Source organism: Streptomyces sp. NPDC058371, assembly GCF_042723265.1.
In the GTDB taxonomy this organism is placed as follows: domain Bacteria; phylum Actinomycetota; class Actinomycetes; order Streptomycetales; family Streptomycetaceae; genus Streptomyces.
In genome coordinates this window covers 45,457-68,224 of record NZ_JBHXJC010000016.1, presented here as the reverse complement: position 1 = coordinate 68,224, position 22,768 = coordinate 45,457, and the positions used below count along the sequence as shown (strand labels likewise).

The window sequence follows — 22,768 nt, the reverse complement described above, 5'->3', positions numbered from 1 at the left end:
CAGTTTTAAGCCAACTTTGCTTTTCCGCAAGTGTCTCATGGACACCAGGAATCCCAGCAGGACAATGCTGGACATCCCCTCACGAGTGCGTGTACATGTGGAGACACTGCTAGCGGCGCAGAATGACATGGGGGTTTGCGATGCTATTGAGCAATACGCACCGGTCGGAAAGCCGGACACCATGAACGCCCCTCACCTCCCGAAAGTGGCCGGAATCGATTCCACGGTTCCCGCGCCCGCACACACTGTCGCGCCGACGCCTGCCGCCACGGGTACCCCACCGGCCACGCCTTCCACCGGCGCCGGAGCCATTCTCCAAGATCGTCTCGCGGGCTGGGTCTCCGACCTCACGACCCTGCACGAACTCACCGAGCGTCTCGTGCGCACCGCGTCCCTGCCCGACGCCCTCCAGGAACTGCTGCGCGCCGGCGCCGCCCTCGTGGGCGCCCGGCGCGGCCTCGTCGTCCTGGAGCCGCACGACGGACTCGGCCCGGACACCACCATCGGCCTGGGCCTGGCCCGCGCCGATCTGGGGCACATCGAGACCGTCCCGCGCAGCTCCATGTCGTACGGGAAGATCCTGGACGGACTGCCGGGCGGCGAGGGCGAGATCGCCCAGCCCGATCTGTTCTCCGAGGACGGGCTCGATCCCCGCCACCGCGAGGTGGCCGCCCGGCTCGGCTACGCCGCGAGCTACGCGGTCCCCCTGTCCACCGACGACGCGGGCCGGCTGGGTGCCGCCGTATGGCTCTACGACGAGCCCGCCGAACCGGTCGAGCGCCAGCGCCACCTCATCGGGCTGTACGCCCGTTACGCGGCCGAGCACCTGGCGCGGTTGACGGAACTGGAGCGCACGCGTGCGTGCATGACGACAATCTCCGAGGAGCTGCTTCCCCCGCGGCTGCCCCGGGTCTCCGGAGTCCAGCTCGCCGTCCGGCACCGCACCGGTCCGCGTGGCGGCGGCGACTGGTACGACGCGCTGCCGCTGCCCGACGCCGCCCTCGGACTCGCCGTCGGATCGGTCACCGGCTCCGGGCCCAGCGCGGTCGCCGCGATGGGCCGTCTCAGAGCGTCCCTGCGGGCGTACGCCGTGATGGAGGGCGAGGACCCCGTAGCCGTGCTGTCGGACCTCGAACTGCTGCTGCGGCTCACCGAGCCCGCCCGGTCCGCCACCGCCCTCTTCGCGTACTGCGAGCCGGCGCTGCGCAAGATCACCCTCGCCGGGGCCGGACACAGCCCGCCCCTGGTGATCGGCGAGCGGCGCACCGAGTTCGTCGAGACCTCCCTGTCAGCTCCCCTGGGGATGCTCGCCTGCTGGGAGGCGCCGAGCGTCGAGCTGTGCGCCGAGCCGGGCGAGACGGTGCTTCTGTACACCGACGGTCTGCTGCATCGCACCGGCGATCCCATGGACCGTGCCTTCGCCCGGCTGCACGCGGCCGCCGCGGGTGTGCCGCGGGCGCTGCGCACCGATCCGGACGCGGTCGCCGACCACGTCCTGCGGAGTGTGCTGCCCGACGGCCTCGACGAGGCGGACAGCGACGAGGACGTCGTCCTGCTGGCGGCGCGGTTCGAGTGAGCGCGCGGTAACAGGTCCTACGGCCCTGGGCCCCCTTCCGTACGACCGTACGATGGGGGGTGGTCCAGAGTCGTAACTAGGAGGCAGACCGTGTCGGAGGCGCTCACCCCGGAGACCCCGGAAGCCGTGCTCGACGAAGCCGCTGACGAAGCGGGTGAGGAAGAGCCGATCAAGCAGCGCAAGAACGGCCTGTACCCCGGCGTGTCCGACGAGCTCGCCGAGAACATGAAGTCCGGCTGGGCGGACACCGAGCTGCGCGGTCTGGAGCCGATCGCCCAGGCCGAGTACACCGCCGCCCGCCGTGCCGCGCTGTCCGCACGCTTCCCGGGCGAGCGCCTGGTGATCCCCGCGGGCAACCTGAAGACCCGCTCGAACGACACGGAGTACGCCTTCCGCGCCTCGGTCGAGTACGCGTACCTCACCGGCAACCTGACCGAGGACGGCGTCCTGATCCTGGAGCCGGCCCGGAGCGGCGGCCACCAGGCGACGATCTACCTGCTGCCGCGCTCCGACCGCGAGAACGGCGAGTTCTGGCTGTCCGGGCAGGGCGAGCTGTGGGTCGGCCGCCGTCACTCGCTGGCCGAGGCCGAGCAGCTGTACGGCATCCCGGCCTCGGACGTGCGCGAGCTCGCCGAATCGCTGCGCGAGGCCACCGGCCCGGTCCGGGTCGTCCGCGGCCACGACGCCGGCATCGAGGCGGCACTCACCGACAAGGTGACCGCCGAGCGCGACGAGGAGCTGCGGGTCTTCCTGTCGGAGGCGCGGCTGGTCAAGGACGAGTTCGAGGCCGGCGAGCTGCAGAAGGCCGTCGACTCGACCGTGCGCGGTTTCGAGGACGTCGTGAAGGTCCTGGACAAGGCCGAGGCGACCAGCGAGCGCTACATCGAGGGCACGTTCTTCCTGCGCGCCCGGGTCGAGGGCAACGACATCGGCTACGGCTCGATCTGCGCCGCCGGCCCGCACGCGTGCACGCTGCACTGGGTGCGCAATGACGGCCCGGTCCGCTCCGGCGACCTGCTCCTGCTGGACGCGGGCGTCGAGACGCACACGCTCTACACCGCGGACGTCACGCGCACGCTGCCGGTCAACGGCACGTACACGGAGATCCAGAAGAAGATCTACGACGCCGTGTACGAGGCCCAGGAGGCCGGTATCGCCGCCGTGCAGCCGGGCGCCAAGTACCGCGACTTCCACGACGCCGCGCAGCGCGTGCTGACCGAGAAGCTCGTCGAGTGGGGTCTGGTCGAGGGGCCCGTGGAGCGCGTCCTGGAGCTGGGCCTCCAGCGCCGCTGGACGCTGCACGGCACGGGTCACATGCTCGGCATGGACGTCCACGACTGCGCGGCCGCGCGCACCGAGACGTACGTCGACGCCACGCTGGAGCCGGGCATGTGCCTGACCGTCGAGCCGGGCCTGTACTTCCAGGCGGACGACCTGACCGTCCCCGAGGAGTACCGCGGCATCGGTGTCCGCATCGAGGACGACATCCTGGTCACCGAGGACGGCAACCGGAACCTGTCGGCGGGGCTGCCGCGCCGCTCCGACGAGGTCGAGGCCTGGATGGCGTCCCTGAAGGGCTGGAAAGCGCCCGTCAACGGCTGATGACGAGGCAGTACGACACGGACGGCCGGGTACCGGTGGGGTACCCGGCCATTCGTTTGTCCAGTGTCCAGTGATGACCAGGCGTTTTTAGGGGGCGGCTTTCGTGGAGGACTTCTGGTCCGGCGTCGGTGTGGATCTGCATCTGCATCTGGAGCCGGACGCGGCGAACGGACGCAGGGCGGGGCTCGAACGGGCGCTGCGGGACGCCGTGCGCGACGGACGCCTCATACCGGGCACACGCCTGCCCGCGACCCGGCGGCTCGCCACCGAGCTGGGCATATCCCGGGGGACGGCGAAGGCGGCGTACGACCAGCTCGTCGCCGAGGGGTACTTGAGGGCGCGGCAGGGGTCGGGCACCGAGGTGGCCGCGCTGCCGACGGACGGTGTGACGGCCGCTGTGAGGGCTCCACGCGCGCGTGCACCCCGTTTCGACCTGCGTCCAGGCAGCCCGGACGTCGGTACGTTCCCGGCGGCGGCCTGGCTGCGGGCGCTGCGGCGCGCGATCGCGACGGCCCCCTCCCTGGCCTACGACTACGGGGATCCGCGCGGCCGCATCGAACTGCGGACGGCCCTCTCCGGATACCTGGGGCGGGCCCGCGGCGTGACCGCGCCGCCCGAACGGATCGTGATCACTTCCGGGTACGTGCAGGGACTCGCGCTCCTCTCGCGGGTGCTGGACGGCGGAGTGGTCGCGATGGAAGATCCCGGGCTGCCGTTCCACCGGGACGTGGTGCGGCGGGGCGGCGGGCAGGTGGTGCCGCTGGCCGTCGACGAACGCGGCGCCTGTGCGGGGCAGTTGACCGACGAGGACGCGGTGGTCGTCACGCCGGCCCACCAGTACCCGACCGGCGTGACCCTGCATCCCGAGCGGCGGCGGGCGCTCACCGACTGGGCACGCGCGCGTGGCGGGCTGATCGTCGAGGACGACTACGACGGGGAGTTCCGTTACGACCGGCAGCCCGTCGGCGCGCTCCAGGGGATGGCGCCGGGCCATGTCGCCTACCTGGGCACGGCCTCCAAGACCCTCGGCCCCGCGCTGCGGCTCGGCTGGATGGTGCTGCCCCCAGACCTGGTCGACGCGGTGGCCGACGTCAAGCTGCACAGCGACCATCACACCGAGTCCATCGGTCAGTTGGCACTCGCCGAGATGATCACCAGCCATGCGTACGACCGGCATGTGCGCGCCTCCCGGCTGCGGTACCGGCGACGCAGGGACCAGCTTCTCGACCGGCTGGGGGCGCGTTGGAGCGTGCGCGGGATCGCGGCGGGACTGCATGCGTTGGTGGAGGTGCCGGACGAGGCCGAGGTGCTGGCACTGGCCGAGCGGGAGGGGCTCGCGGTCGGGCACCTCGGCGACCACTGGCACGAGGCGGCCGAGGGCCGGCCGCAGGGGCTGGTCGTCGGGTACGGGACGCCTCGGGAGCGGGTGTATCCCGAGGCGTTGGAGGTGCTGGGAGGGGTGTTGGGGGAGGTCGTGCGGGCGGGCCGGCCGGGGCGGGTTCGTTGAGGGGGTCGGGGCGCGTGGGGCCGGCGGGGCGGGTGCCGATGCCGACGTGATGCGGGGCGGGGTCGGGTGCGGGCGCCGGCCTGGGACGAGGTCGGGTGCCGGCCTGGGACGGGATCGGCACCCGTCGGGCACGGGTCGGGTGCGGGCCGGAGACGGGGCGGCTGCGAGCCGGGCGCGGACCGGACGCCGGCCGGGCACAGGCCGGGTGCGGCATGACGGATGTCATGGGTGGGCGTGAATTGGGTCATGAAAAGGCGTGAGAATTGGGCCTGTTGAGCGACCCACCTGGCCCGTAGCGTCGAAGACATGACGAAACGCGCCGCACGCTCCACACACCGGGCGAACGACACCGCTCGCGGCCTCACGGACGCCACCGCTCCCGGTCTCGCGAAGACCGCCGGTGGCCGCGCGAAGGAGCCCGCCGGTGGCCTCGTCGGCGGACCCGGGAGCGGCGGCAGCACCGCCAAGGCGAGTCGGCTCGTGCCGCCCGCGGGTCCGCAGCGGGTGCTGGCGCTCGCCCAGCTCAGCAACTCCGTCGGCGACGGCGCCTATTACGTCACCTCGGCGCTGTACTTCACACATGTGGTCGGCCTGGCTCCCGCCCGGGTGGGACTGGGACTGACCGTCGCGTGGGCGATCGGCTCGCTGGTGGGCGTTCCGCTGGGCCGGCTCGCCGACCGGCGCGGACCGCGGGGCACCGCGGTGCTGCTCGCGCTGGCGACCGCGATGGCGGTCGCGTCCTTCCTGGTCGTACGCGGCTTCGTCCCCTTCCTGCTCGCGGCCTGCGCGTACGCGTCCGCGCAGTCGGGACTCGCGGCGGCCCGGCAGGCGCTGCTGGCCGGGCTGATACCGGCCGGGGAGCGGACGGGACTGCTCGCGCACCTCCAGTCGACGCTCAACGCCGGCCTGGCGGTGGGTGCCGGCCTCGGCGGGCTCGCGCTGCACGCGGGGACGCGGGCCGCGTATCTCGGGGTCTTCGCGCTGGACGCGGTGAGCTTCCTGTTCTGCGCGGCGGTCCTGTTGCGGCTTCCTTCCGTGCCGCCCGTCGCGGTGAACCGCGATCGCGGACTCGGTGTCCTGCGCGACCGCCCGTACGCGCTCGTCACGCTTCTGAACACGGTCCTGCTGCTGCGGATGCCGCTGCTCAGCCTCGGCATCCCGCTGTGGATCACCGAGCGGACCGACGCGCCCGCCTGGCTGGTCTCCGCGCTGTTCGTACTCAACACGGGCGCGGTGATGGTCTTCCAGGTGCGGATGGCCCGCGGCGTCACAGGTCTCTCGTCCGCCACGCGGGCGATACGTCGCTCCGGGTTCGTGATGCTGGCGTCGTGCGCGGTGTTCGCCCTCTCCGCCGGGACCGCGCCCTGGCTCGCGGCCGGGATTCTGGTGGTGGGCGCGATCCTTCAAGTCGCCGCCGAGATGCAGCAGTCCGCCGGTTCCTGGCAGCTGGCCTTCGGCCTCGCCCCGGCCGACCGCACGGGCGAGTACCAGGGCTTCTTCGGCACCGGTGTCACGGTGGCCCGCACTCTCGGCCCCCTGGTCCTCACGGCCCTGCTCGTCGGGTGGGGAACCCCGGGATGGCTGCTGCTGGGCGGCGTGATGCTGGCCGCCTCGCTCGGGATGGGCCCGGCAGCAAGGTGGGCGGAGACCCGCCGGGCCGCCGAGCAGTCGCCTATACCGGCGAGCGCTCCCTCCACCGGGGCGCGGGCCCGGTCGGCGATAGCCGCGTAGTACGGACCCGGCCGGCGGGTGGCCGCGCAACTAGGGAGTCGGCGAAAAGGGCGGCTGCGAGGAGCCACCCGCGCTGCCGCGGGGACTCCGGCCCCGGCCATGGAAGTCCCGCCGGCACGCGCCAATGCCGTCCCGCCGGCGTGTGCTCACGCCGTCACCAGAGGCGTGTCCTCGCGCCACTTGAGGATCTTGTCGAAGCTCACGACCGCCCCGCCCCGGCCCGGCTTGTTGCCGATGTGGACGTGGTCGGCGAGTTCGTGGATCAGGCACAGCCCGCGGCCGTTCTCGGCTTCGCTGTGGACGGTGCGGGCCGGAGGCCGGTGGGAGCACCTTCCCGCCGGGGCGGGGTCGAGCTCTTGGCGGAGACCGGACGGGAAACCGGGCCCGGAGTCGGCCACCTCGATGCGGCACGTCTCGCCGTCGAGGTAGGCGGTGACGCGGTACGCCTCGGAGGGGCCGTTGGACGCGGCGTTCCCCCCGTGTTCGACGGCGTTGGCACAGGCCTCGCTGAGGGCGAGGGAGAGGTCGTACGAGACATCCGGATCGACACCCGCCGTCTCCATCGTGCCGAGCAGCAGGCGCCGGGCGAGCGGGACGCTCGCAGCTTCGCGCCGCAAATGGAGTGACCACCAGATGCTCATGCTCCAGCCTCCCGGCCGCGGCTCGACATACCGTTACGTATTGCCGCCAGGACCGGTGTGCAATCGCCCGCACCCCGTGCCGCCGCTCGAACGGCGGATGCGCGGGCGCCCAGATCGGTGTATGTGGGGACACCGGAAATCGGCATATGCACCGGCGACTCCGCCCGAAACGGCATCTTTCAGGCTCTAGGCCATCTTGCGGACCTGCCGTATGGGCCGAGTAAGGCCAGTGCGATGATGAGCCCGCCATGACTGCCCCCCACCAGCGTTCGGCGCGCTCCGGATGCGATCTCCGGGTTCTGCGGGCCGCGGTGTTCGCCGCGGTCTGTGTCGTGCTGGCCGCGGCAGGTCATGGGATCGCTTCCTGCGCCAGGGTCCCGCTGTGGTCCATGGGCACCGGATTCCTCGCGGTGTTCGCCGTGGCCGCCCCGTTGGCCGGGCGGGAGCGCTCGCTGCCGGGCATCGCCGCGGTCCTCGCGGTCGGCCAGACCGTGCTGCACACGCTCTTCGGACTCGGGCAGCAGGGCATGTCGACGATGCCGGCGTCGGGCGGCACATCGATGCCCACGTCCATGACCTCGTCCATGGCGTCGTCCACGTCGGACGCCTCACTCGTCGAGCGGGCGGCGCGGCTGGTGTGCGGTGCCGGGGCGGCGGCGATCAGCCCGACGCAGGCCCAGCGGCTCCTCACCGACGCCCGGCTCAGCACGGGCACGACCGGGACCGGGACCGCGCAGCAGGCCATGCACCACTCCGCGGACGCCATGGCGACCGCGGGATCCTCGATGTCCGTGCTGCCGTCGCTGCCCATGCTGCTCGGCCACGTCCTCGCGGCCGTCGCCGCCGGATGGGTGCTGCGCCGCGGGGACATGGCGGTCCTGCGCCTCATGCGGCTCTCCGCCCAGGGCGTCGCGGAGACGGCGCTCGTGCGGTCCCTGCGCGCGGCCCTCGCTCTGGTGCGCGCCCTGCGGGCGGGACTTCCGGGCACGCCCGGTACGGCACCGCGCGTGCCCCGCACCGCGCTGCCGGGGCCGCTCCGACCCCGTACCACCGCACTCCAGCACTCGGTGATCAGGCGCGGCCCGCCGTCGGCCGCCGCGCTCGTCCTCGCTGCCTGACTCGACGCATCACGCCCCTCGCGGGGGCATTCCGTCGGAGAACCCTCCCTCGCGGGAGCACTCCCTTCGGAGAACCCCTCGACGTGGTGGAGCACTCCGCCCGGAGGGATGCCGTCGTGCGGCACGCGCGCGTGCCCGCCTTTTCGGGCGCGCTCCCTGAGGGGCACCTCTGCGCACCTGCGCGCCCCTCTTCCTCACCGGACCATCGCTCACAGTGGAGTGTCTCTGTAATGAAGGCTTCCCGTATCGCCGCCTCCGGCGTCCTCGCCGCCTCGGCCGTCGTCGTCCTGTCCGCCCCCGCCTTCGCGCACGTCAGCGTGCAGCCGGAGGGCGAGGCCGCCAAGGGCGGTTACGCGACGATCGACTTCAAGGTCCCGAACGAGCGTGACGACGCCTCGACCACCAAGCTCGAGGTGAACTTCCCGGCCGAGCACCCGCTCGCCTCGGTGATGCCCCAGCCCCTGGACGGCTGGACCGTGAAGGTCACCAAGTCGAAGCTGGCCAAGCCGCTCGAGATGCACGGCGAGAAGATCGACGAGGCCGTCACCAAGGTCACCTGGACGGCCACCGGCAAGGGCGTCGAGCCCGGCTTCTTCCAGAAGTTCCCGCTCTCCGTCGGCCAGCTCCCCGAGGACGCCGACCAGCTCGTCTTCAAGGCGATCCAGACGTACGACAACAAGGAGGTCGTGCGCTGGATCGAGCCCCAGAAGGAGGGCGAGGAGGAGCCCGAGAACCCGGCGCCCGCGCTCACGCTGTCCACCGCCTCCGAGGACGGCCACCACGGCTCCACCGCCGAGGACGCCTCCGCCGACTCCGCGTCCGCCGCCAAGGACACCGAGGCAAGCGCATCCTCCGACAGCAGTGACTCCACCGCGCGCGTGCTGGCCATCGTCGGCATCGTCGTCGGCGCGGCGGGCGTGGCGTACGGCGTTCTGGCCGGTCGTCGGCGTACGAACGCCTGAGGCCCACCCGCCTGTCGGTGCGCACCGGGCGGTCGTACGACGTCGCCGTACCGGACCGGGTACGGCCCGGACGACCCCCGGTGCGCACCGGAGCTCTCACATCTGGGACATTTTTCTATGCGCAAGAAGACGTATGCGGTGGCCGCCCTGTTCGCCGCCGCCGCTCTGACCCTCTCCGCCTGCGGCAGTGACGACGGCAACAAGCCGGTCGCCGAGGTCTCCGCCGAGTCCGGCTCGCAACAGGCCGCCACCGTCCTCGACCAGCCGTTCGAGAAGCCGGACCTGGTGCTCACGGACACCCACGGCAAGAAGTACGACCTCCGCGCGGAGACCAAGGGCCGACCGACGCTGATCTACTTCGGCTACACCCACTGCCCCGACGTCTGCCCGCTGACGATGAACAACCTCGCCGTCGCCAAGAAGCAGCTGCCCAAGGCAGAGCAGGACAAGCTCCGCATCGTGTTCGTCACCACCGACCCGGACCGGGACACCCCCGCCGCACTCGGCGAGTGGCTCAAGGGGATCGACCCCGACGTCGTCGGTCTGACCGGCGACTTCTCCACGATCCAGGCCGGCGCCCGCACCCTCGGCATCTCCATCGAGCCGTCGAAGAAGGACAAGAACGGCAAGGTCGTCTCCGTGCACGGGACCCAGGTCATCGCGTTCTCCCCGAAGACCGACGGCGGCTATGTGCTGTACGGCGAGGACGCCACCGTGGACGACTACATCAAGGATCTCCCCAAGCTCATCAAGGGGGAGAACCCGTGAGGCGGTTCGCGGGATCCGCGGTGGTCATAGCCGCTGCGCTGGCACTGGCCGGCTGCGGGAACTCGGGCGGTTCGGCGGCCTCCACGGCCACCTCCGCCAAGCCCGATCTGAAGGTCACCGACGCCTATATGCCCGCCCCGGCCATGGCCGAGATGGCAGCCGGCTTCTTCACCGTCACCAACTCCGGCGGTGCCGACACCCTGACCTCGGTCACCAGTGACCTCGCGGGTGACGTCACGCTGCACTCCACCCGGGGCGGTGCGATGGAGGAGGAGAAGTCCTTCGCCGTACCCGCGCACGGCACGCTCGACTTCGCCAGCGGCGCCAACCACGTCATGTTCGAAAAGCTGACCCGCAAGCCCGAGCAGGGCGAGAAGGTGTCCGTGGAGCTGCACTTCGCCAAGTCCGGCACGGTGCGCGTCTCCATGCCGGTGAAGTCCGCGACGTACAACCCCAAGACCGGGCACTGAGGGAGGGATCAACCTTGACGCAGGCCATCGCTCCCCGAGCCGGTCACCGAGCCGGTCGACGCGGGGCTCGCCGCGGCACTCCGCGCACCGCTCACCGCGCGGCTCTCCGGGTACGGACACTGCTGTTGCTGTTCGTCGCCGTCGTCGGCGCGCTCATGGCCGGGGCCGCGCCGGTCTCCGCGCACGCCGCGCTGACCGGCAGCGACCCCCAGCAGGGAGCGGTGGTCGACAAGGCGCCCACACAGGTCTCGCTCACCTTCTCCGAGAACGTCGCCATGTCCGACAGCTCGGTGCGCGTCCTCGACCCCAAGGGCAAGCGGGTCGACACCGGCAAGGCGTCCGACCTGGGCGGCACCACCTACGGCGTGAAGCTGCACGCGGGCCTGCCCGACGGCACGTTCACCGTCACGTACCAGGTCGTGTCGGCGGACAGCCACCCCGTCTCGGGCGCCTTCACCTTCTCCATCGGCGCGCCCTCGCAGACCTCCGTCGCCCTGTCCGACCAGACGGCCGGCGGCGGAGTCGTGGGCGGGCTCTACGGCTTCGGACGCTACGTCTCGTACGCGGGCTTCATCCTCATGATCGGCGGCGCGGCCTTCGTACTGGCCTGCTGGCAGCGGGGTGCGGGGGTACGTCCACTGCAGCGGCTCGTGGTCTCCGGGTGGCTCGCGCTCACCGCCGCCACGCTTCTGCTGCTGCTTCTGCGCGGCTCGTACACCGGCTCCGGAAAGGTCGCCGACGTCTTCGACCTGAGCCTGCTCGGCCAGGTGCTGCAGACCAAGACGGGCGCGGCGCTCGTCTCCCGGCTGCTGCTCCTCGCGGCGGGCGCGCTGTTCATCGCGGTGTTGTTCGGGGCGTATGTGCGCGACGGGGCCGACGAGGCCGTCGAAACGGGTGACGGCTCCGTCAGGGCGTCGGACAGGTCCGGGAACGCGGACGAAACGGCCGGGACCGACTCCACCGTCGGCTCCGACTCCACCGTCGGCTCCGACGGCTCCGACGGCTCCGACGGGTCCGACGGGTCCGACGGGTCCGACGGGTCCGACGGGTCCGTCACGACCGAACAAGACCCCACGCAGGACGGCGAACAGAGCGGTCCGCGGGACACCGCGCAGGACACCGGCCCGGGCGACGACGAGTCTGCCGACGATCCGGCGGCCGGTCCGGCGGACGATCTCGCCGCCGCGAAGAAGGACCTCACCTTCGGGCTGGCGATCGGCGGCACCGTCGTCGCGGCGGGCCTGGCCGCGTCCTGGGCGATGTCCGAGCACGCCTCGACCGGAATCCAGCCGGGGATCGCGATGCCCGTCGACGTCCTGCACCTGCTGGCCGTCGCCACCTGGCTGGGCGGCCTCTCCGCACTGCTCGTGGCGCTGTACCGGGCCCCCGCCGACCAGCAGATCGACACGGCATCCGTCCGCCGCTTCTCGCGCGTCGCGTTCGTCAGTGTCGTCACCCTGGCCGCGACCGGGCTCTACCAGTCGTGGCGCCAGGTCGGCTCCTGGTCCGCACTCACCGACACCTCGTACGGCCAACTGCTCCTCGTCAAGGTCGGCCTGGTCGCGGTCCTCGTCGGCATCGCGTGGATCTCCCGGCGCTGGACCGCACAGCTGTCGGAGCTGCCGAGCGCGGAGACCACCGCGGCCACCGTGGTGGAGCAGCGCGCGGCGGAGAAGCAGCACGCCACCGTGCCCGCCTCCGCCGCCGCTGCGCAGGCGTCGGGTTCAGGGGAGGCCGCTTCCGGAGACACCCGGCGCGCGACCCAACTGGCCCGGCAGCGGGCCGCCGTGGCCACCGCGCGCGAGAAGCGCATCCGGGACGCCGACCCGCTCCGCTCGGGGCTGCGCCGCTCGGTGCTCGCCGAGGCGGGCATCGCCGTCGTCCTGCTCGCGGTCACCACCGTGCTGACGTCCACCGAACCCGGTCGTACGGCGGAGGAGGCGCAGGCGGCCACCGCGTCCGCCTCGCAGCGGTCCGGTCCGCTGTCCTTGACGATCCCGTTCAACACCGGTGGCCAGGACGGCCGGGGCACCGTGCGGCTGACCCTCGACCCGGCGCGCGTCGGCGGCAACGACATGCACGTCTTTGTGGACCGGCCGAACGGCAAGGCGTTCGACGTGCCCGAGGTGAAGGTCGCCTTCGACCTCGAAGCGAAGGACATCGGCCCGCTGCCGGTGGTCCCCGACCGCATCGCCACCGGACACTGGACGGCGACCGGTGTGCAGATCCCCATGGCGGGCGACTGGAAGATCTCGGTGACCGTGCGGACCTCCGACATCGACCAAGCGACCGTGAACAAGAACGCGAAGATCGGCTGACCTCACCATGGCTGACCAGTCCACTCCGGAGGCCACTTCCGAAAACGCCTCCCCCGGGAGGGCCACTTCGGAAAACGGCACACCCGGGGAGGCCATTTCCGGAAACGGCACACCCGGGGAGGCCACCTCCGGGGACGCCCGCGGCGGGAAGGCCCTGCCTGCCGGCGCCTCCACCGAGGGGACCTCTTCCGCGCAGGGCACCCCCGGAAAGGGCACCCCCGGGAAGGCCGCTTCCGAAAACACCCCTCCCCATGGGGCCTTCTCGCGGCGGCGGCTGCTCGGTACCGCCGGTGCCACCGGTCTCGCCCTGGGCGCGGCAGGCGGCGCCGCCGGATACGCGGCGGCGCCTGCGAGCGAGAAGGCCACCCCGCTGAGCTCACTCGGCGCGCACGCCGTGATGTTTCACGGGAAACATCAGCCGGGCATCACCAACGCCCTCCAGGCGCGCGGCCACCTCGTCGCCTTCGACCTGACCGCGGGTGCGGGCCGCAAGGAGGCCGCCGCACTGCTGCGCCGCTGGTCGGCGACAGCGCAGCGCCTGATGGCGGGCGAGGCGGCCGCGCACGACGACACGGACGTCGCCCGCGACGCCGGCCCCTCGTCCCTCACGGTCACCTTCGGCTTCGGCCACAGCTTCTTCGCACGTACAGGCCTGGAGAAACATCGCCCGGTCGCTCTGGACCCGCTGCCCGACTTCTCCTCCGACCAGCTCGACAAGCAGCGCAGCAACGGCGATCTATGGGTGCAGATCGGCGCCGACGACGCGCTGGTCGCCTTCCACGCCCTGCGGGCCATCCAGAAGGACACGGGCGGCGCGGCCCGCGTGCGCTGGCAGATGAACGGCTTCAACCGCTCGCCCGGTGCGACCGCCCAGCAGGGCCTGACAGCACGCAATCTGATGGGCCAGATCGACGGAACCCGTAATCCCAAGCCCGCCGAACCCGACTTCGACCAGCGGATCTTCGTGCCCGCCGCCGGCGACCCGCCCTGGATGGCCAACGGCTCGTACGCCGTCGTACGCCGTATCCGCATGCTCCTCGACGACTGGGAGAAGCTCCCGGCCAAGGACCAGGAGGACGTCATCGGGCGCCGGAAGTCGAACGGGGCGCCGCTGACCGGCGGCACGGAGACGACCGCGATGAACCTGGACCGGACCGGCCCCGACGGCAAGCTGGTCGTCCCCATCAACGCGCACGCCCGGATCACCCGACCCGACCAGAACGGGGGCGCGGCGATGCTGCGCCGGCCGTTCTCCTTCCACGACGGCTTCGCCGCGGACGGGGCGCCCGACGCCGGCCTGCTCTTCGTCTGCTGGCAGGCCGACCCGCTGCGCGGCTTCGTCCCCGTCCAGCGCAAGCTCGACCGGGGCGATGCGCTGTCGTCGTTCATCCGGCACGAGTCGAGCGGCCTGTTCGCCGTGCCCGGCGGGGCGGCGGAGGGTGAGTACGTGGGGCAGCGGCTGCTGGAGGGGTAGGCCCGCCCCGGGCCGAGCCCGACGGCGGTACGCGACCGGAACGGGCCGCCCCGCCGACGGACCGTAGGACCGCGCCCACCCGCTCCCGGAACCACCACGCCCTGCCGAAGCTGGACGCATCCCCCTTTGGGGCGGCCCTTTCCGGCGGTGGGAGCCGGGTCGCGCAAGGCCCATTAGGGTGAGGTCATGCCAGCCAGTTACGCGTATCTCGGTCCCGAAGGCACCTTCACCGAAGTCGCCCTGCGCACGCTTCCGGAGGCTGCCACGCGGGAGCTCGTCCCGATGGTGTCGGTGCCCGCCGCGCTCGACGCCGTCCGCAACGGCGAGGCCGAGGCCGCGTTCGTCCCGATCGAGAACTCGGTGGAGGGCGGCATCACCACCACCCTCGACGAGCTGGTCGCGGGCACCCCGCTGATGATCTACCGCGAGGTACTGCTCTCGATCACCTTCGCGCTGCTGGTCAGGCCGGGCACGAAGCTGTCGGAGATCAAGACCGTGACCGCGCACCCCGCCGCCCAGCCGCAGGTGCGCAACTGGATGAAGGCGAACCTCGCTGAGGACGTGCTCTGGGAGTCCGCGGCCTCGAACGCGGACGGTGCGCGACTCGTCCAGGAGGGCCGGTACGACGCCGCCTTCGCGGGCGAGTTCGCGGCGGCCACGTACGGTCTGGTGCCGCTGGAGACGGGGATCCACGACGCGGAGAACGCGCAGACCCGCTTCGTCCTGGTGGGCAGGCCGGCCCGCCCCGCGGCGCCCACGGGCGCGGACAAGACGTCCGTCGTGATCTGGCAGGGCGACGACCACCCCGGCGCCCTGCTGGAACTGCTCCAGGAGTTCGCGGTGCGCGGCGTCAACCTGATGCTGCTCCAGTCCCGGCCCACCGGTGAGGGCATCGGCAACTACTGCTTCGCCATCGACGCCGAGGGCCACATCTCGGACCGCCGAGTCGGCGAGGCGCTCATGGGGCTGAAGCGGGTCTGCCCCCAGGTGCGCTTCCTCGGTTCGTACCCGCGCGCGGAAGTCGACCTCCAGGACGTACGCCCGCCCCGGGCCGGCACGTCCGACGGCGAGTTCTCCGCGGCGTCCGACTGGCTGGCCCGCTGCCAGGACGGCCGTTTCTAGGCTCCCGTCCGCGGTCGAGCCCGACCGGCCCGACCGGCACGACCGCCCGACCGGCCCGACGAACGCGGCCAAACGCGGCCACCACAACGACCCAGGATTCCGCGTGCGGTCGGCGCCACGGATCCGGGCCTCAGCGGGCGCTCGGGCGCCACCGATCCCGCCGTCCACGGGCGCTCGGGTGCGACTCATCGCGGCCGGTCCTACCAGCAGATTTGCGTCGTCCACAGAGTTATCCACAGGGCAGCTTCTCGACCTGGGGACAAGTCGACAACGAAGCACTACATCATCGACAAATCGCCCTACAGGCCCCAACTTCGTCCACAGCCCCGCAGGTCACCCCTCGTCCACCCTTTTCCCTTGATCAATCCTTTGGAGCGAACCATTTCCACTCGAAAGTGGGTGTAGGGATGGTTTGCCACGGGAATTCTTCGTCCGTCATGCGGCTTTCGGAACGATCACTTCCGGCATCCACAGATCTTCCACACAGCCTGTGGATAACTTTCCGGAGAGGCGGATCCCTGTGGACAACCACCTCCCCAAGTCCCGCTCCCCGCAAGGGATTCCAGTCAACGCCACAGCGCCACCCTGCCCCCTTTCAGCGAGTACCGCCCCTTTTATTGACGATCATTGACGGTCTATTGGTGATCAATAGCGATCACGGGGCAAGACCTTGAAACCGACGGTCATTCATTCCGTCATTTCGCCCATATCAGAACATATGGAGCGGGCCGGAATATCGAGTCGTGAGGCCTGAGCGGGCACCGGTAGCCTTGAGGGGTGATTGACCTTCGCCTGCTCCGTGAGGACCCCGACCGTGTGCGCGCGTCTCAGCGCGCCCGTGGAGAGGACGTCGCGCTCGTCGACGCCCTCCTCTCTGCCGACGAACGGCGCAGGTCGTCCGGCGTCCGCTTCGACGAGCTGCGTTCCGAGCAGAAGGCGCTCGGCAAGCTCATCCCCAAGGCCTCCGGCGACGAGAAGGCCGAGCTGCTGAAGGAGGCGGGTCAGCTGGCCGCCGACGTCAAGACGGCCGACGCCGAGCAGCACGAGGCGGACGAGGAGACCAAGCGGCTGCTGCTCCAGCTCGGCAACCTCGTGCACCCCGACGTGCCCGTCGGCGGCGAGGAGGACTTCGTCGTCCTGGAGACGCACGGCACGATCCGCGACTTCGGCGCCGAGGGCTTCGAGCCCAAGGACCACCTGGAGCTCGGCGAGGCGCTCGGCGCGATCGACGTCGAGCGGGGCGCCAAGGTGTCCGGCTCGCGCTTCTACTACCTGACGGGCGTCGGCGCCCTGCTGGAGCTCGCCCTCGTCAACGCGGCGATCGCCCAGGCCACCGAGGCCGGTTTCATCCCCATGCTCACGCCGGCGCTGGTCCGCCCGCGCGCCATGGAGGGCACCGGCTTCCTCGGCCAGGCCGCGGAGAACGTGTACCACCTGGAGAAGGACGACTACTACCTGGTCGGCACCTCCGAGGTCGCCCTCGCGGCGTACCACATGGACGAGATCATCGACGCGGACAAGCTCCCGCTGCGGTACGCCGGCTTCTCGCCGTGCTTCCGCCGCGAGGCCGGCACGTACGGCAAGGACACCCGCGGCATCTTCCGCGTGCACCAGTTCGACAAGGTCGAGATGTTCTCGTACGTCGCTCCCGAGGACGCGGAGAACGAGCACCGGCGGCTCCTGGACTGGGAGAAGCAGTGGCTGACCGGTCTTGAGCTGCCCTTCCAGGTGATCGACGTGGCCTCGGGCGACCTCGGCGCCTCCGCGACCCGCAAGTTCGACTGCGAGGCGTGGATCCCGACCCAGGGCAAGTACCGCGAGCTGACGTCCGCCTCCAACTGCGAGGGTTTCCAGGCCCGCCGACTGTCGGTCCGCATGCGCGACGGCAAGAAGGTCCAGCCGCTCGCGACGCTTAACGGCACGCTGTGCGCCGTACCGCGCACGATCGTCGCGATCCTGGAGAACCACCAGCTGGCCGACGGATCCGTGCGGGTGCCCGAGATGCTGCGGCCGTACCTGGGCGGCCGCGAGGTCCTGGAGCCGGTCGCCAAGTGACCGGCGCTCCTGGGTCGACCGGCTCGTTCCCCTACAAGCTCGTCGCGACCGATCTCGACGGGACGCTGCTGCGTCCCGACGACACGGTCTCGCAGCGCACCCGTGAGGCGCTCGCCGCGGTCACCGCGGCGGGCGCCGCACACATCGTCGTCACCGGACGGGCGGTGCCCTGGACCCGGCACATACTCGATGACCTCGGATACGACGGGCTCGCGGTGTGCGGACAGGGCGCGCAGGTGTACGACGCGGGGGAGCACCGGCTGCTCACCTCGGTGACCCTGGACCGGCAGCTGGCGGGTCTGGCGCTCGCCAAGATCGAGGCCGAGGTCGGTCCGCTGCTCCTGGCGGCGAGCCGCGACGGTCTGGACGGCGAGGTGCTGGTCGGCCCCGGTTACCGGGTGCACGAGGGCCCGCTCCCCTATCTCCCGATCAAGGACGCCGACGATCTCTGGTCGGCTCCGCTGAACAAGGTGTACGTCCAGCACCCGACCCTCTCCGACGACGAGCTCGCCCAGGTGGCGGCGCAGGCCGCGGGCGGTCTGGTCGGCGTCACGATGGCGGGCGCGGGCATCGTGGAGCTCCTCCCCCTCGGCCTGTCGAAGGCCACGGGACTGTCCCTGGCGGCCCGCCGTCTGGGTATGAAGGCCGCCGACACGATCGCCTTCGGCGACATGCCGAACGACGTCCCCATGTTCGCCTGGGCCGCCCACGGCGTGGCCATGGCCAACGCCCACCCCGACCTCAAGGCCGTGTCCGACGAGGTGACGACCTCCAACGAGGAGGACGGGATCGCGGTGGTCCTGGAGCGGTTGCTGGGCTAGCGGTCGCGGGGCTGGGCCGGCGGTTGCTGGGTCGTCGGTCGCGTGCGGTGACGGCGTATGCCGTGGAGGCGCGTGCCGTGAAGGCGCCTTGCCGTGAAGGCGCGTGGTCGCGGGGCTGGGCTGGCGGTTTCCTGCGCTGACAGCGCGTGTGGTGAATGGTGTGTGCCGTGAAGGCGCGTTCCCGTCACCGGGGCATGCGGTCGAAGCGGTGGTACGTCGTCCTGGTTCTTGCGGAGGATGCGCGGATCGAACGCGCGCGGGGCTGACCCCGACCACGGCTTAGCAAGCCGGTGCCTTGCCTCTCGGCCAATCCTCCGGGTGGGCGGCCCGCGCGAAGAACGCGCGCTCGAAGCGGCCGCCCCGGGCAACTCCCCGTACGGGCGGGCTTCACGGAGGGGTGACTACTCCGGAAACCGCCGCGGGCTGCCCTGCCGGGAACTCGACGGACTGCTACTGAAGGGCATCGTCGCGCTCCTCTCCCGGAATCTGGCGCCGACTCGAACCGGCGGTGTGTACACAACCACTGTGCCCACGGGCCGACTTGGACGCCACTGATTAAACGATCGGGCACAGCCACGGGCAGAGCTGCCTACCGGCGGCGCCACCTGCGTCGACGGGCCTTGCTGAAGAACCAGCCGGCGGGCGGCTCGTCCGAGCGCCAGGGCTGCGGATCGGGTCCGCCGTCGCGCCAGCGGGCGGCGAGCATCCGGGCGCGGGCGGACGGCTCCTCCTGATCGGCGGACCGTATGAAGTCCTCGTCCAGGACGAGGTCGTCCCAGACGTCCCCGGATCCCTCGCGACCGTCGTTGTGCGGTTCCTCGACTGCCATCCCCGTTCCTCCCGGCCGTGCAGCCCCTTTGCCAGTGTGCTCCGACACAGGTGAAGCCGATGTCAAGAAAAAAGGGGCTCCACGCGTGCGTGCACGGTGACGGTGGCACGCGCGCGTGGAGGCCCCGCTCACTCCTCGCCGGCCAGCTTCAGCGTCCGGAGCTTCTGTCCCGCGTACCAGGTGGCGAGCACGGTGACCGTGACCAGCAGCACCGTCGCGGTGGTCAGTCCCACGTCCGAGGTGACGAGGTCCCCGCCGGTGACCTTGTGGGCCACGGCGAGCGACCACTGCTGGACGCTGAGCGTGCGCGCCCCGGCGACGAGGGACCCGAAGAGGGCCTCCCAGACGAGGGCGTAGACGAGGCCGAGGACCACCGCGTGCCGGGTCACCGTCCCCAGGAGCAGGAAGAGTGCCGCGTACGCGATCGAGGCGACCAGGGCGGCCACGGTGTAGGCGACGGCGATCTGCTGGCCGTTGCCGTTGAGGATCAGGCCCGCGATGAAGGTCGGGATCGCGGAGAACGCCATGGTGACGGCGACGGCGACGATCAGCTTGGTGAAGATGATCGTCGGCCGCTTCAGCGGCTTGGCGAGCAGATAGACCACGGAACCGTCGTCGATCTCGGGCCCGATGGCTCCGGTGCCGGCGATCACGCCGATGATCGGCACCATCGTGGCGAGCGCGAAGCCGCCGAGCACGTCGGCCGCGACCTGGTCGTCGGCGCCGGTCAGGGCGCGCACGACGCCGGCGATCACGATCAGCAGCAGGGGCAGGGCGCCCAGGATGAGGGCCCGGCGGCGGCCGAGCAGGGCTCGATAGGTGAGCCGGGCGACTGTGGGGTCGTACATCTTGGGCCTCCTACGCCGCGACGAGATACGAGAAGACGGACTCGAGGGACTCGTCCGACGGCGAGACCGTGAGCAGCCGGATGCCGTGGTCGCGGGCGACCCGCGGCAGCAGGGCGGTGAACCGGCCGAAGTCGACCGCCTGGATGCGCAGTGCGCCCTCCGCCAGGTCCACCTCGATGCCGGCTGTCGACGGGTCGGCGATCAGTGCGGCCGCCAGCACGCGGTCGTCGCTGGAGCGGACGAGATAGCGGTGCGGGCGGTCGGTCATCAGCCGCCGGATGCGCCGGAAGTCGCCGCTCGCCGCGTGCCGGCCGGCGACGATCACCTCGATGTGCGCGGCGAGTTGCTCGACCTCTTCGAGGATGTGGGACGAGAAGAGCACCGTGCGGCCCTCGTCGCCCATGCGCCGCAGCAGGTCCATGAGCTGCATGCGCTGGCGCGGGTCCATGCCGTTGAAGGGCTCGTCGAGCAGCAGCAGCGACGGCTCGTGGACGAGCGCGGACGCCATCTTCACGCGCTGCCGCATGCCCTTGGAGTACGTGGAGATCTTCCGGTCCTGCGCGTACTCCATCTCGACCGTGGCGAGTGCCTTCTGGGCGGCCTTCTTGCCCAGACCGTGCAACTCGGCGTTGGCGACGACGAATTCGCGGCCGGTGAGGAAGTCGTACATCGCCTCGCGCTCGGGGACGATGCCGATGTGCCGGTAGATCTGTTCGTTGCGCCAGACCTGCTGGCCGTCGAGGGTGACGGTGCCGGTGGAGGGGGCGAGGAAGCCGCCCATCATGTTGATGAGGGTGGACTTCCCCGCGCCGTTCGGGCCGAGCAGGCCGGTGACGCCCGGGCCGATCGTCATGGTGATGTCGTTGACCGCCACCACGTTGCCGAACCAGCGTGAGACGTGGTCGATGTTCAGCGTGGTCACAGCCCGACCTTTCGGTAGCGGCGGATCAGCAGGCCGTAGCAGCCGGCGATGAGGCCCAGGACGACGACGAGGTAGACGACGCCCTGCGCGGACGTGGGTCCTTCCCCTGCGGGGAAGGAGGAACTCGCGCCGAGGAAGGCGGTCTGTACGCCGTCGATGAGCGTCACGGGCGAGAAGAGCCCGAGCCAGGGGACGGCCGAGGTGCTGGACTGCGAGTCCGCGATGGCCTGGAGGGTGGAGACGGCGCCGTAGGAGATGGTCAGGACGGCGATGACGGCTGCGATGCCGAAGCCGCGCCGCGGTGTGACCGCCGAGATGACCAGGCCGATGCCGGCGAAGAGCAGGGAGAGCAGTGCCACGGATACCAGCCCCTGGGCGAATCCCTTCGTCTGGTCGGAGAAGTCGAGCTTGGCGAGCAGGGCGCCCACGTAGAGCACCAGCAGTGGCGCGGCCGTCAGGACGAACATCGCCGAGGCGAGGGCCGCGTACTTGGCGCGGACGTAGTCGGTGGTCTCGATGGGGCGCGAGAAGTACAGCGGTACGGTCTTGAAGCGCAGGTCGCGCGAGACGGACTGCGGCGCCTGGGAGGCGACGTAGAGACCGATGACGGCCTGCATGACGATCGCGTAGCGCGTGTAGTCGAGGGGCAGGTCCTTCGCCTTGGTGGCGACGGCGACCGCGACCATGATGGCCGCGGGCACGCACATCACCACGAAGAGCAGCATCGGCAGCACCTTGGACTTCACCGAGCGCCCGAGGCCGTAGGCGCCGCGCAGGGACTGCGAGTACAGCGAGCGGCGGGCGTAGGCGCGGCCGAGGCGGGGGCCGTCGTAGTTGCGGTAGCCGATGTTGTGGATCCGGGTCTGCTCACCGCGCTGGGTGAGGGACTGCTCAATGGCCATGGCCGATCGCCTCCTTCCGTGCGCTCTGGGTGTGCGGGTCCGGCTGCGCGTGCGTCGGTTCGTCGTGGAAGACCTCGGCGATGTGGTGCCTGCGCTGCTCCATGCGGACCAGGCCCAGGCCGAGGTCGGCGACGATGTCGCGTACGACGTCGTACGTCTCCTCGCCCTCGGCGGTCAGCAGCAGGACGTGTCCCGCGCCGGGCAGTCCACTGCCGTCGTGGGTCTCGACCCCGCGCGCGTGCAGCACCTCGCGGACCGCGCGGGTGCCGTCCGGGTGCTCTTCGGTGTCGGTGACCTCGATGGCGAGGGTCGTGGTGGTCTGGGTGAAGTCGGTGGTGGAGCTGGAGCGCAGCAGCTTGCCGCCGTCGACGACCACGACGTGGTCACAGGTGCGCTCCAGCTCGCCCAGGAGGTGCGAGGTGACGAGCACCGAGATCCCGAAGTCGGTGTGGATACGGCGGATCAGGCCCAGCATCTCGTCACGGCCGACCGGGTCGAGGCCGTTGGTCGGCTCGTCCAGGAAGACCAGCTGGGGGTCGTGGACAAGGGCCTGCGCGAGCTTCACGCGCTGCTTCATGCCGGTCGAGTAGCCGCCGATGGGGCGGTAGCGCTCCTCGTACAGCCCGACGTGGCGCAGCGTGTCCGCGGTGCGCTCGCGGGCCGCGGTGGGCGGCAGGCCGGACATGCGCGCCATGTGGACGACGAACTCGGTGGCCGAGACGTCGGGCGGCAGGCAGTCGTGCTCGGGCATGTATCCGACCCGCTCGCGGATCTCGCCGCCCTTGGTGGCGACGTCGAGTCCGAGCACTTCGGCACGGCCCTCGGTGGCGGGGGACAGACCCAGCAGGATCTTGATCAGTGTGGACTTGCCGGCTCCATTGGCTCCGACGAGTCCGGTCACACCGGGCCCGACGTCCACGGAGAGCCGGTCAAGCGCGGTCACCCGTGGGAACCGCTTGCTCAGGCTTTCGGTCGCGATCACAGTCACGTTCTCGAAGGTAGTGGCGCACGCCACACGGGTCGTCAGCCCGTGGAGGTGTATCGGCCTCAGACTCCAGTCGTACGGGCCCGTAGGGGTCCCCCTGAAGTCGAACAACCAGGC

Annotated in this window: 19 protein-coding genes and 1 tRNA gene; 13 read left to right on the top strand and 7 right to left on the bottom strand. The window is 71.1% G+C overall.

Going from position 1 to position 22,768, the window contains the following annotated elements; translation table 11 throughout:
- Positions 1 to 64: 64 nt before the first annotated feature.
- The 4 genes from ACFWM2_RS33820 to ACFWM2_RS33805 all read left to right on the top strand — a co-directional run bounded on the left by ACFWM2_RS33820 (position 65) and on the right by ACFWM2_RS33805 (position 6,416).
- Complete coding sequence (locus ACFWM2_RS33820) at positions 65 to 1,576, top strand: PP2C family protein-serine/threonine phosphatase (RefSeq protein WP_383287903.1); 1,512 nt, start codon at positions 65 to 67, stop codon at positions 1,574 to 1,576.
- A 90-nt stretch (positions 1,577 to 1,666) separates the two neighbouring features.
- A complete protein-coding gene (locus tag ACFWM2_RS33815) occupies positions 1,667 to 3,178 on the top strand; it encodes an aminopeptidase P family protein (RefSeq protein WP_383287901.1) in 1,512 nt (503 codons plus the stop codon).
- A 103-nt stretch (positions 3,179 to 3,281) separates the two neighbouring features.
- Entirely contained in the window at positions 3,282 to 4,685 is a 1,404-nt protein-coding gene (locus ACFWM2_RS33810) for a PLP-dependent aminotransferase family protein (protein WP_383287899.1), read from the top strand.
- A 306-nt stretch (positions 4,686 to 4,991) separates the two neighbouring features.
- Positions 4,992 to 6,416: an MFS transporter gene (locus ACFWM2_RS33805; RefSeq protein ID WP_383287897.1), complete on the top strand. Its 1,425-nt coding sequence runs from the start codon at positions 4,992 to 4,994 to the stop codon at positions 6,414 to 6,416.
- A gap of 146 nt (positions 6,417 to 6,562) precedes the next feature.
- Here the strand turns inward: ACFWM2_RS33805 and ACFWM2_RS33800 are convergent, their stop codons facing one another.
- Complete coding sequence (locus tag ACFWM2_RS33800) at positions 6,563 to 7,057, bottom strand: ATP-binding protein (protein ID WP_383287895.1); 495 nt, start codon at positions 7,055 to 7,057, stop codon at positions 6,563 to 6,565.
- A gap of 248 nt (positions 7,058 to 7,305) precedes the next feature.
- On the opposite strand from ACFWM2_RS33800, the gene ACFWM2_RS33795 reads away from it, so the two are divergent.
- The 9 genes from ACFWM2_RS33795 to ACFWM2_RS33755 all read left to right on the top strand — a co-directional run bounded on the left by ACFWM2_RS33795 (position 7,306) and on the right by ACFWM2_RS33755 (position 18,165).
- Positions 7,306 to 8,175, top strand: coding sequence for a hypothetical protein (locus ACFWM2_RS33795; protein ID WP_383287893.1), 870 nt, complete (start codon positions 7,306 to 7,308; stop codon positions 8,173 to 8,175).
- 230 nt (positions 8,176 to 8,405) lie between these two features.
- Entirely contained in the window at positions 8,406 to 9,137 is a 732-nt protein-coding gene (locus tag ACFWM2_RS33790; RefSeq protein WP_383287891.1) for a YcnI family protein, read from the top strand.
- Positions 9,138 to 9,254: 117 nt separating this feature from the next.
- On the top strand, positions 9,255 to 9,905 hold the full coding sequence (locus ACFWM2_RS33785; RefSeq protein ID WP_383287889.1) for an SCO family protein: 651 nt from the start codon (positions 9,255 to 9,257) through the stop codon (positions 9,903 to 9,905).
- The gene (locus ACFWM2_RS33780; protein ID WP_383287887.1) at positions 9,902 to 10,375 is read left to right on the top strand and encodes a copper chaperone PCu(A)C; all 474 of its coding nucleotides are present in this window, start codon (positions 9,902 to 9,904) and stop codon (positions 10,373 to 10,375) included. Before ACFWM2_RS33785 ends, ACFWM2_RS33780 begins: the two co-directional genes overlap by 4 nt.
- Before the next feature lie 119 nt (positions 10,376 to 10,494).
- The gene (locus tag ACFWM2_RS33775) at positions 10,495 to 12,693 is read left to right on the top strand and encodes a copper resistance CopC/CopD family protein (RefSeq protein ID WP_383288157.1); all 2,199 of its coding nucleotides are present in this window, start codon (positions 10,495 to 10,497) and stop codon (positions 12,691 to 12,693) included.
- A 7-nt stretch (positions 12,694 to 12,700) separates the two neighbouring features.
- The gene (gene efeB / locus ACFWM2_RS33770) at positions 12,701 to 14,167 is read left to right on the top strand and encodes an iron uptake transporter deferrochelatase/peroxidase subunit (protein WP_383287885.1); all 1,467 of its coding nucleotides are present in this window, start codon (positions 12,701 to 12,703) and stop codon (positions 14,165 to 14,167) included.
- 186 nt (positions 14,168 to 14,353) lie between these two features.
- Positions 14,354 to 15,289: a prephenate dehydratase gene (gene pheA, locus ACFWM2_RS33765; RefSeq protein WP_383287883.1), complete on the top strand. Its 936-nt coding sequence runs from the start codon at positions 14,354 to 14,356 to the stop codon at positions 15,287 to 15,289.
- Positions 15,290 to 16,066: 777 nt separating this feature from the next.
- Positions 16,067 to 17,344 carry a serine--tRNA ligase gene (gene serS, locus ACFWM2_RS33760; protein WP_383287881.1) on the top strand — a complete coding sequence of 426 codons (1,278 nt, stop codon included), beginning with the start codon at positions 16,067 to 16,069 and terminating at the stop codon, positions 17,342 to 17,344.
- Positions 17,341 to 18,165 carry an HAD family hydrolase gene (locus ACFWM2_RS33755; protein ID WP_383287879.1) on the top strand — a complete coding sequence of 275 codons (825 nt, stop codon included), beginning with the start codon at positions 17,341 to 17,343 and terminating at the stop codon, positions 18,163 to 18,165. The genes serS and ACFWM2_RS33755 overlap by 4 nt, the downstream gene beginning before the upstream one ends.
- A gap of 231 nt (positions 18,166 to 18,396) precedes the next feature.
- On the opposite strand, the gene ACFWM2_RS33750 is transcribed toward ACFWM2_RS33755, so the two are convergent.
- The 6 genes from ACFWM2_RS33750 to ACFWM2_RS33725 all read right to left on the bottom strand — a co-directional run bounded on the left by ACFWM2_RS33750 (position 18,397) and on the right by ACFWM2_RS33725 (position 22,648).
- Positions 18,397 to 18,481, bottom strand: a tRNA-Ser gene (locus tag ACFWM2_RS33750).
- Positions 18,482 to 18,754: 273 nt separating this feature from the next.
- Positions 18,755 to 18,994 (bottom strand): hypothetical protein, encoded by a 240-nt coding sequence (locus tag ACFWM2_RS33745; RefSeq protein WP_383287877.1) that lies wholly within the window; start codon positions 18,992 to 18,994, stop codon positions 18,755 to 18,757.
- 128 nt (positions 18,995 to 19,122) lie between these two features.
- Entirely contained in the window at positions 19,123 to 19,842 is a 720-nt protein-coding gene (locus tag ACFWM2_RS33740) for an ABC transporter permease subunit (protein WP_383287875.1), read from the bottom strand.
- A gap of 10 nt (positions 19,843 to 19,852) precedes the next feature.
- Entirely contained in the window at positions 19,853 to 20,764 is a 912-nt protein-coding gene (locus tag ACFWM2_RS33735) for an ABC transporter ATP-binding protein (protein ID WP_383287873.1), read from the bottom strand.
- Complete coding sequence (locus tag ACFWM2_RS33730) at positions 20,761 to 21,666, bottom strand: ABC transporter permease (RefSeq protein ID WP_383287871.1); 906 nt, start codon at positions 21,664 to 21,666, stop codon at positions 20,761 to 20,763. Before ACFWM2_RS33730 ends, ACFWM2_RS33735 begins: the two co-directional genes overlap by 4 nt.
- Positions 21,656 to 22,648 carry an ABC transporter ATP-binding protein gene (locus ACFWM2_RS33725; RefSeq protein ID WP_383288154.1) on the bottom strand — a complete coding sequence of 331 codons (993 nt, stop codon included), beginning with the start codon at positions 22,646 to 22,648 and terminating at the stop codon, positions 21,656 to 21,658. Before ACFWM2_RS33725 ends, ACFWM2_RS33730 begins: the two co-directional genes overlap by 11 nt.
- Positions 22,649 to 22,768 lie beyond the last annotated feature (120 nt).

Excerpts from the sequence above, each read along its gene's own strand:
- ACFWM2_RS33800 (WP_383287895.1), bottom strand. The coding sequence starts at position 7,057 with ATGAGCATCTGGTGGTCACTCCATTTGCGGCGCGAAGCTGCGAGCGTC.
- ACFWM2_RS33730 (WP_383287871.1), bottom strand. The coding sequence starts at position 21,666 with ATGGCCATTGAGCAGTCCCTCACCCAGCGCGGTGAGCAGACCCGGATC.
- ACFWM2_RS33790 (WP_383287891.1), top strand. The coding sequence starts at position 8,406 with ATGAAGGCTTCCCGTATCGCCGCCTCCGGCGTCCTCGCCGCCTCGGCC.
- ACFWM2_RS33805 (WP_383287897.1), top strand. The coding sequence starts at position 4,992 with ATGACGAAACGCGCCGCACGCTCCACACACCGGGCGAACGACACCGCT.
- efeB (WP_383287885.1), top strand. The coding sequence starts at position 12,701 with ATGGCTGACCAGTCCACTCCGGAGGCCACTTCCGAAAACGCCTCCCCC.
- ACFWM2_RS33745 (WP_383287877.1), bottom strand. The coding sequence starts at position 18,994 with ATGGCAGTCGAGGAACCGCACAACGACGGTCGCGAGGGATCCGGGGAC.
- pheA (WP_383287883.1), top strand. The coding sequence starts at position 14,354 with ATGCCAGCCAGTTACGCGTATCTCGGTCCCGAAGGCACCTTCACCGAA.
- ACFWM2_RS33820 (WP_383287903.1), top strand. The coding sequence starts at position 65 with ATGCTGGACATCCCCTCACGAGTGCGTGTACATGTGGAGACACTGCTA.
- ACFWM2_RS33795 (WP_383287893.1), top strand. The coding sequence starts at position 7,306 with ATGACTGCCCCCCACCAGCGTTCGGCGCGCTCCGGATGCGATCTCCGG.
- ACFWM2_RS33740 (WP_383287875.1), bottom strand. The coding sequence starts at position 19,842 with ATGTACGACCCCACAGTCGCCCGGCTCACCTATCGAGCCCTGCTCGGC.
- ACFWM2_RS33785 (WP_383287889.1), top strand. The coding sequence starts at position 9,255 with ATGCGCAAGAAGACGTATGCGGTGGCCGCCCTGTTCGCCGCCGCCGCT.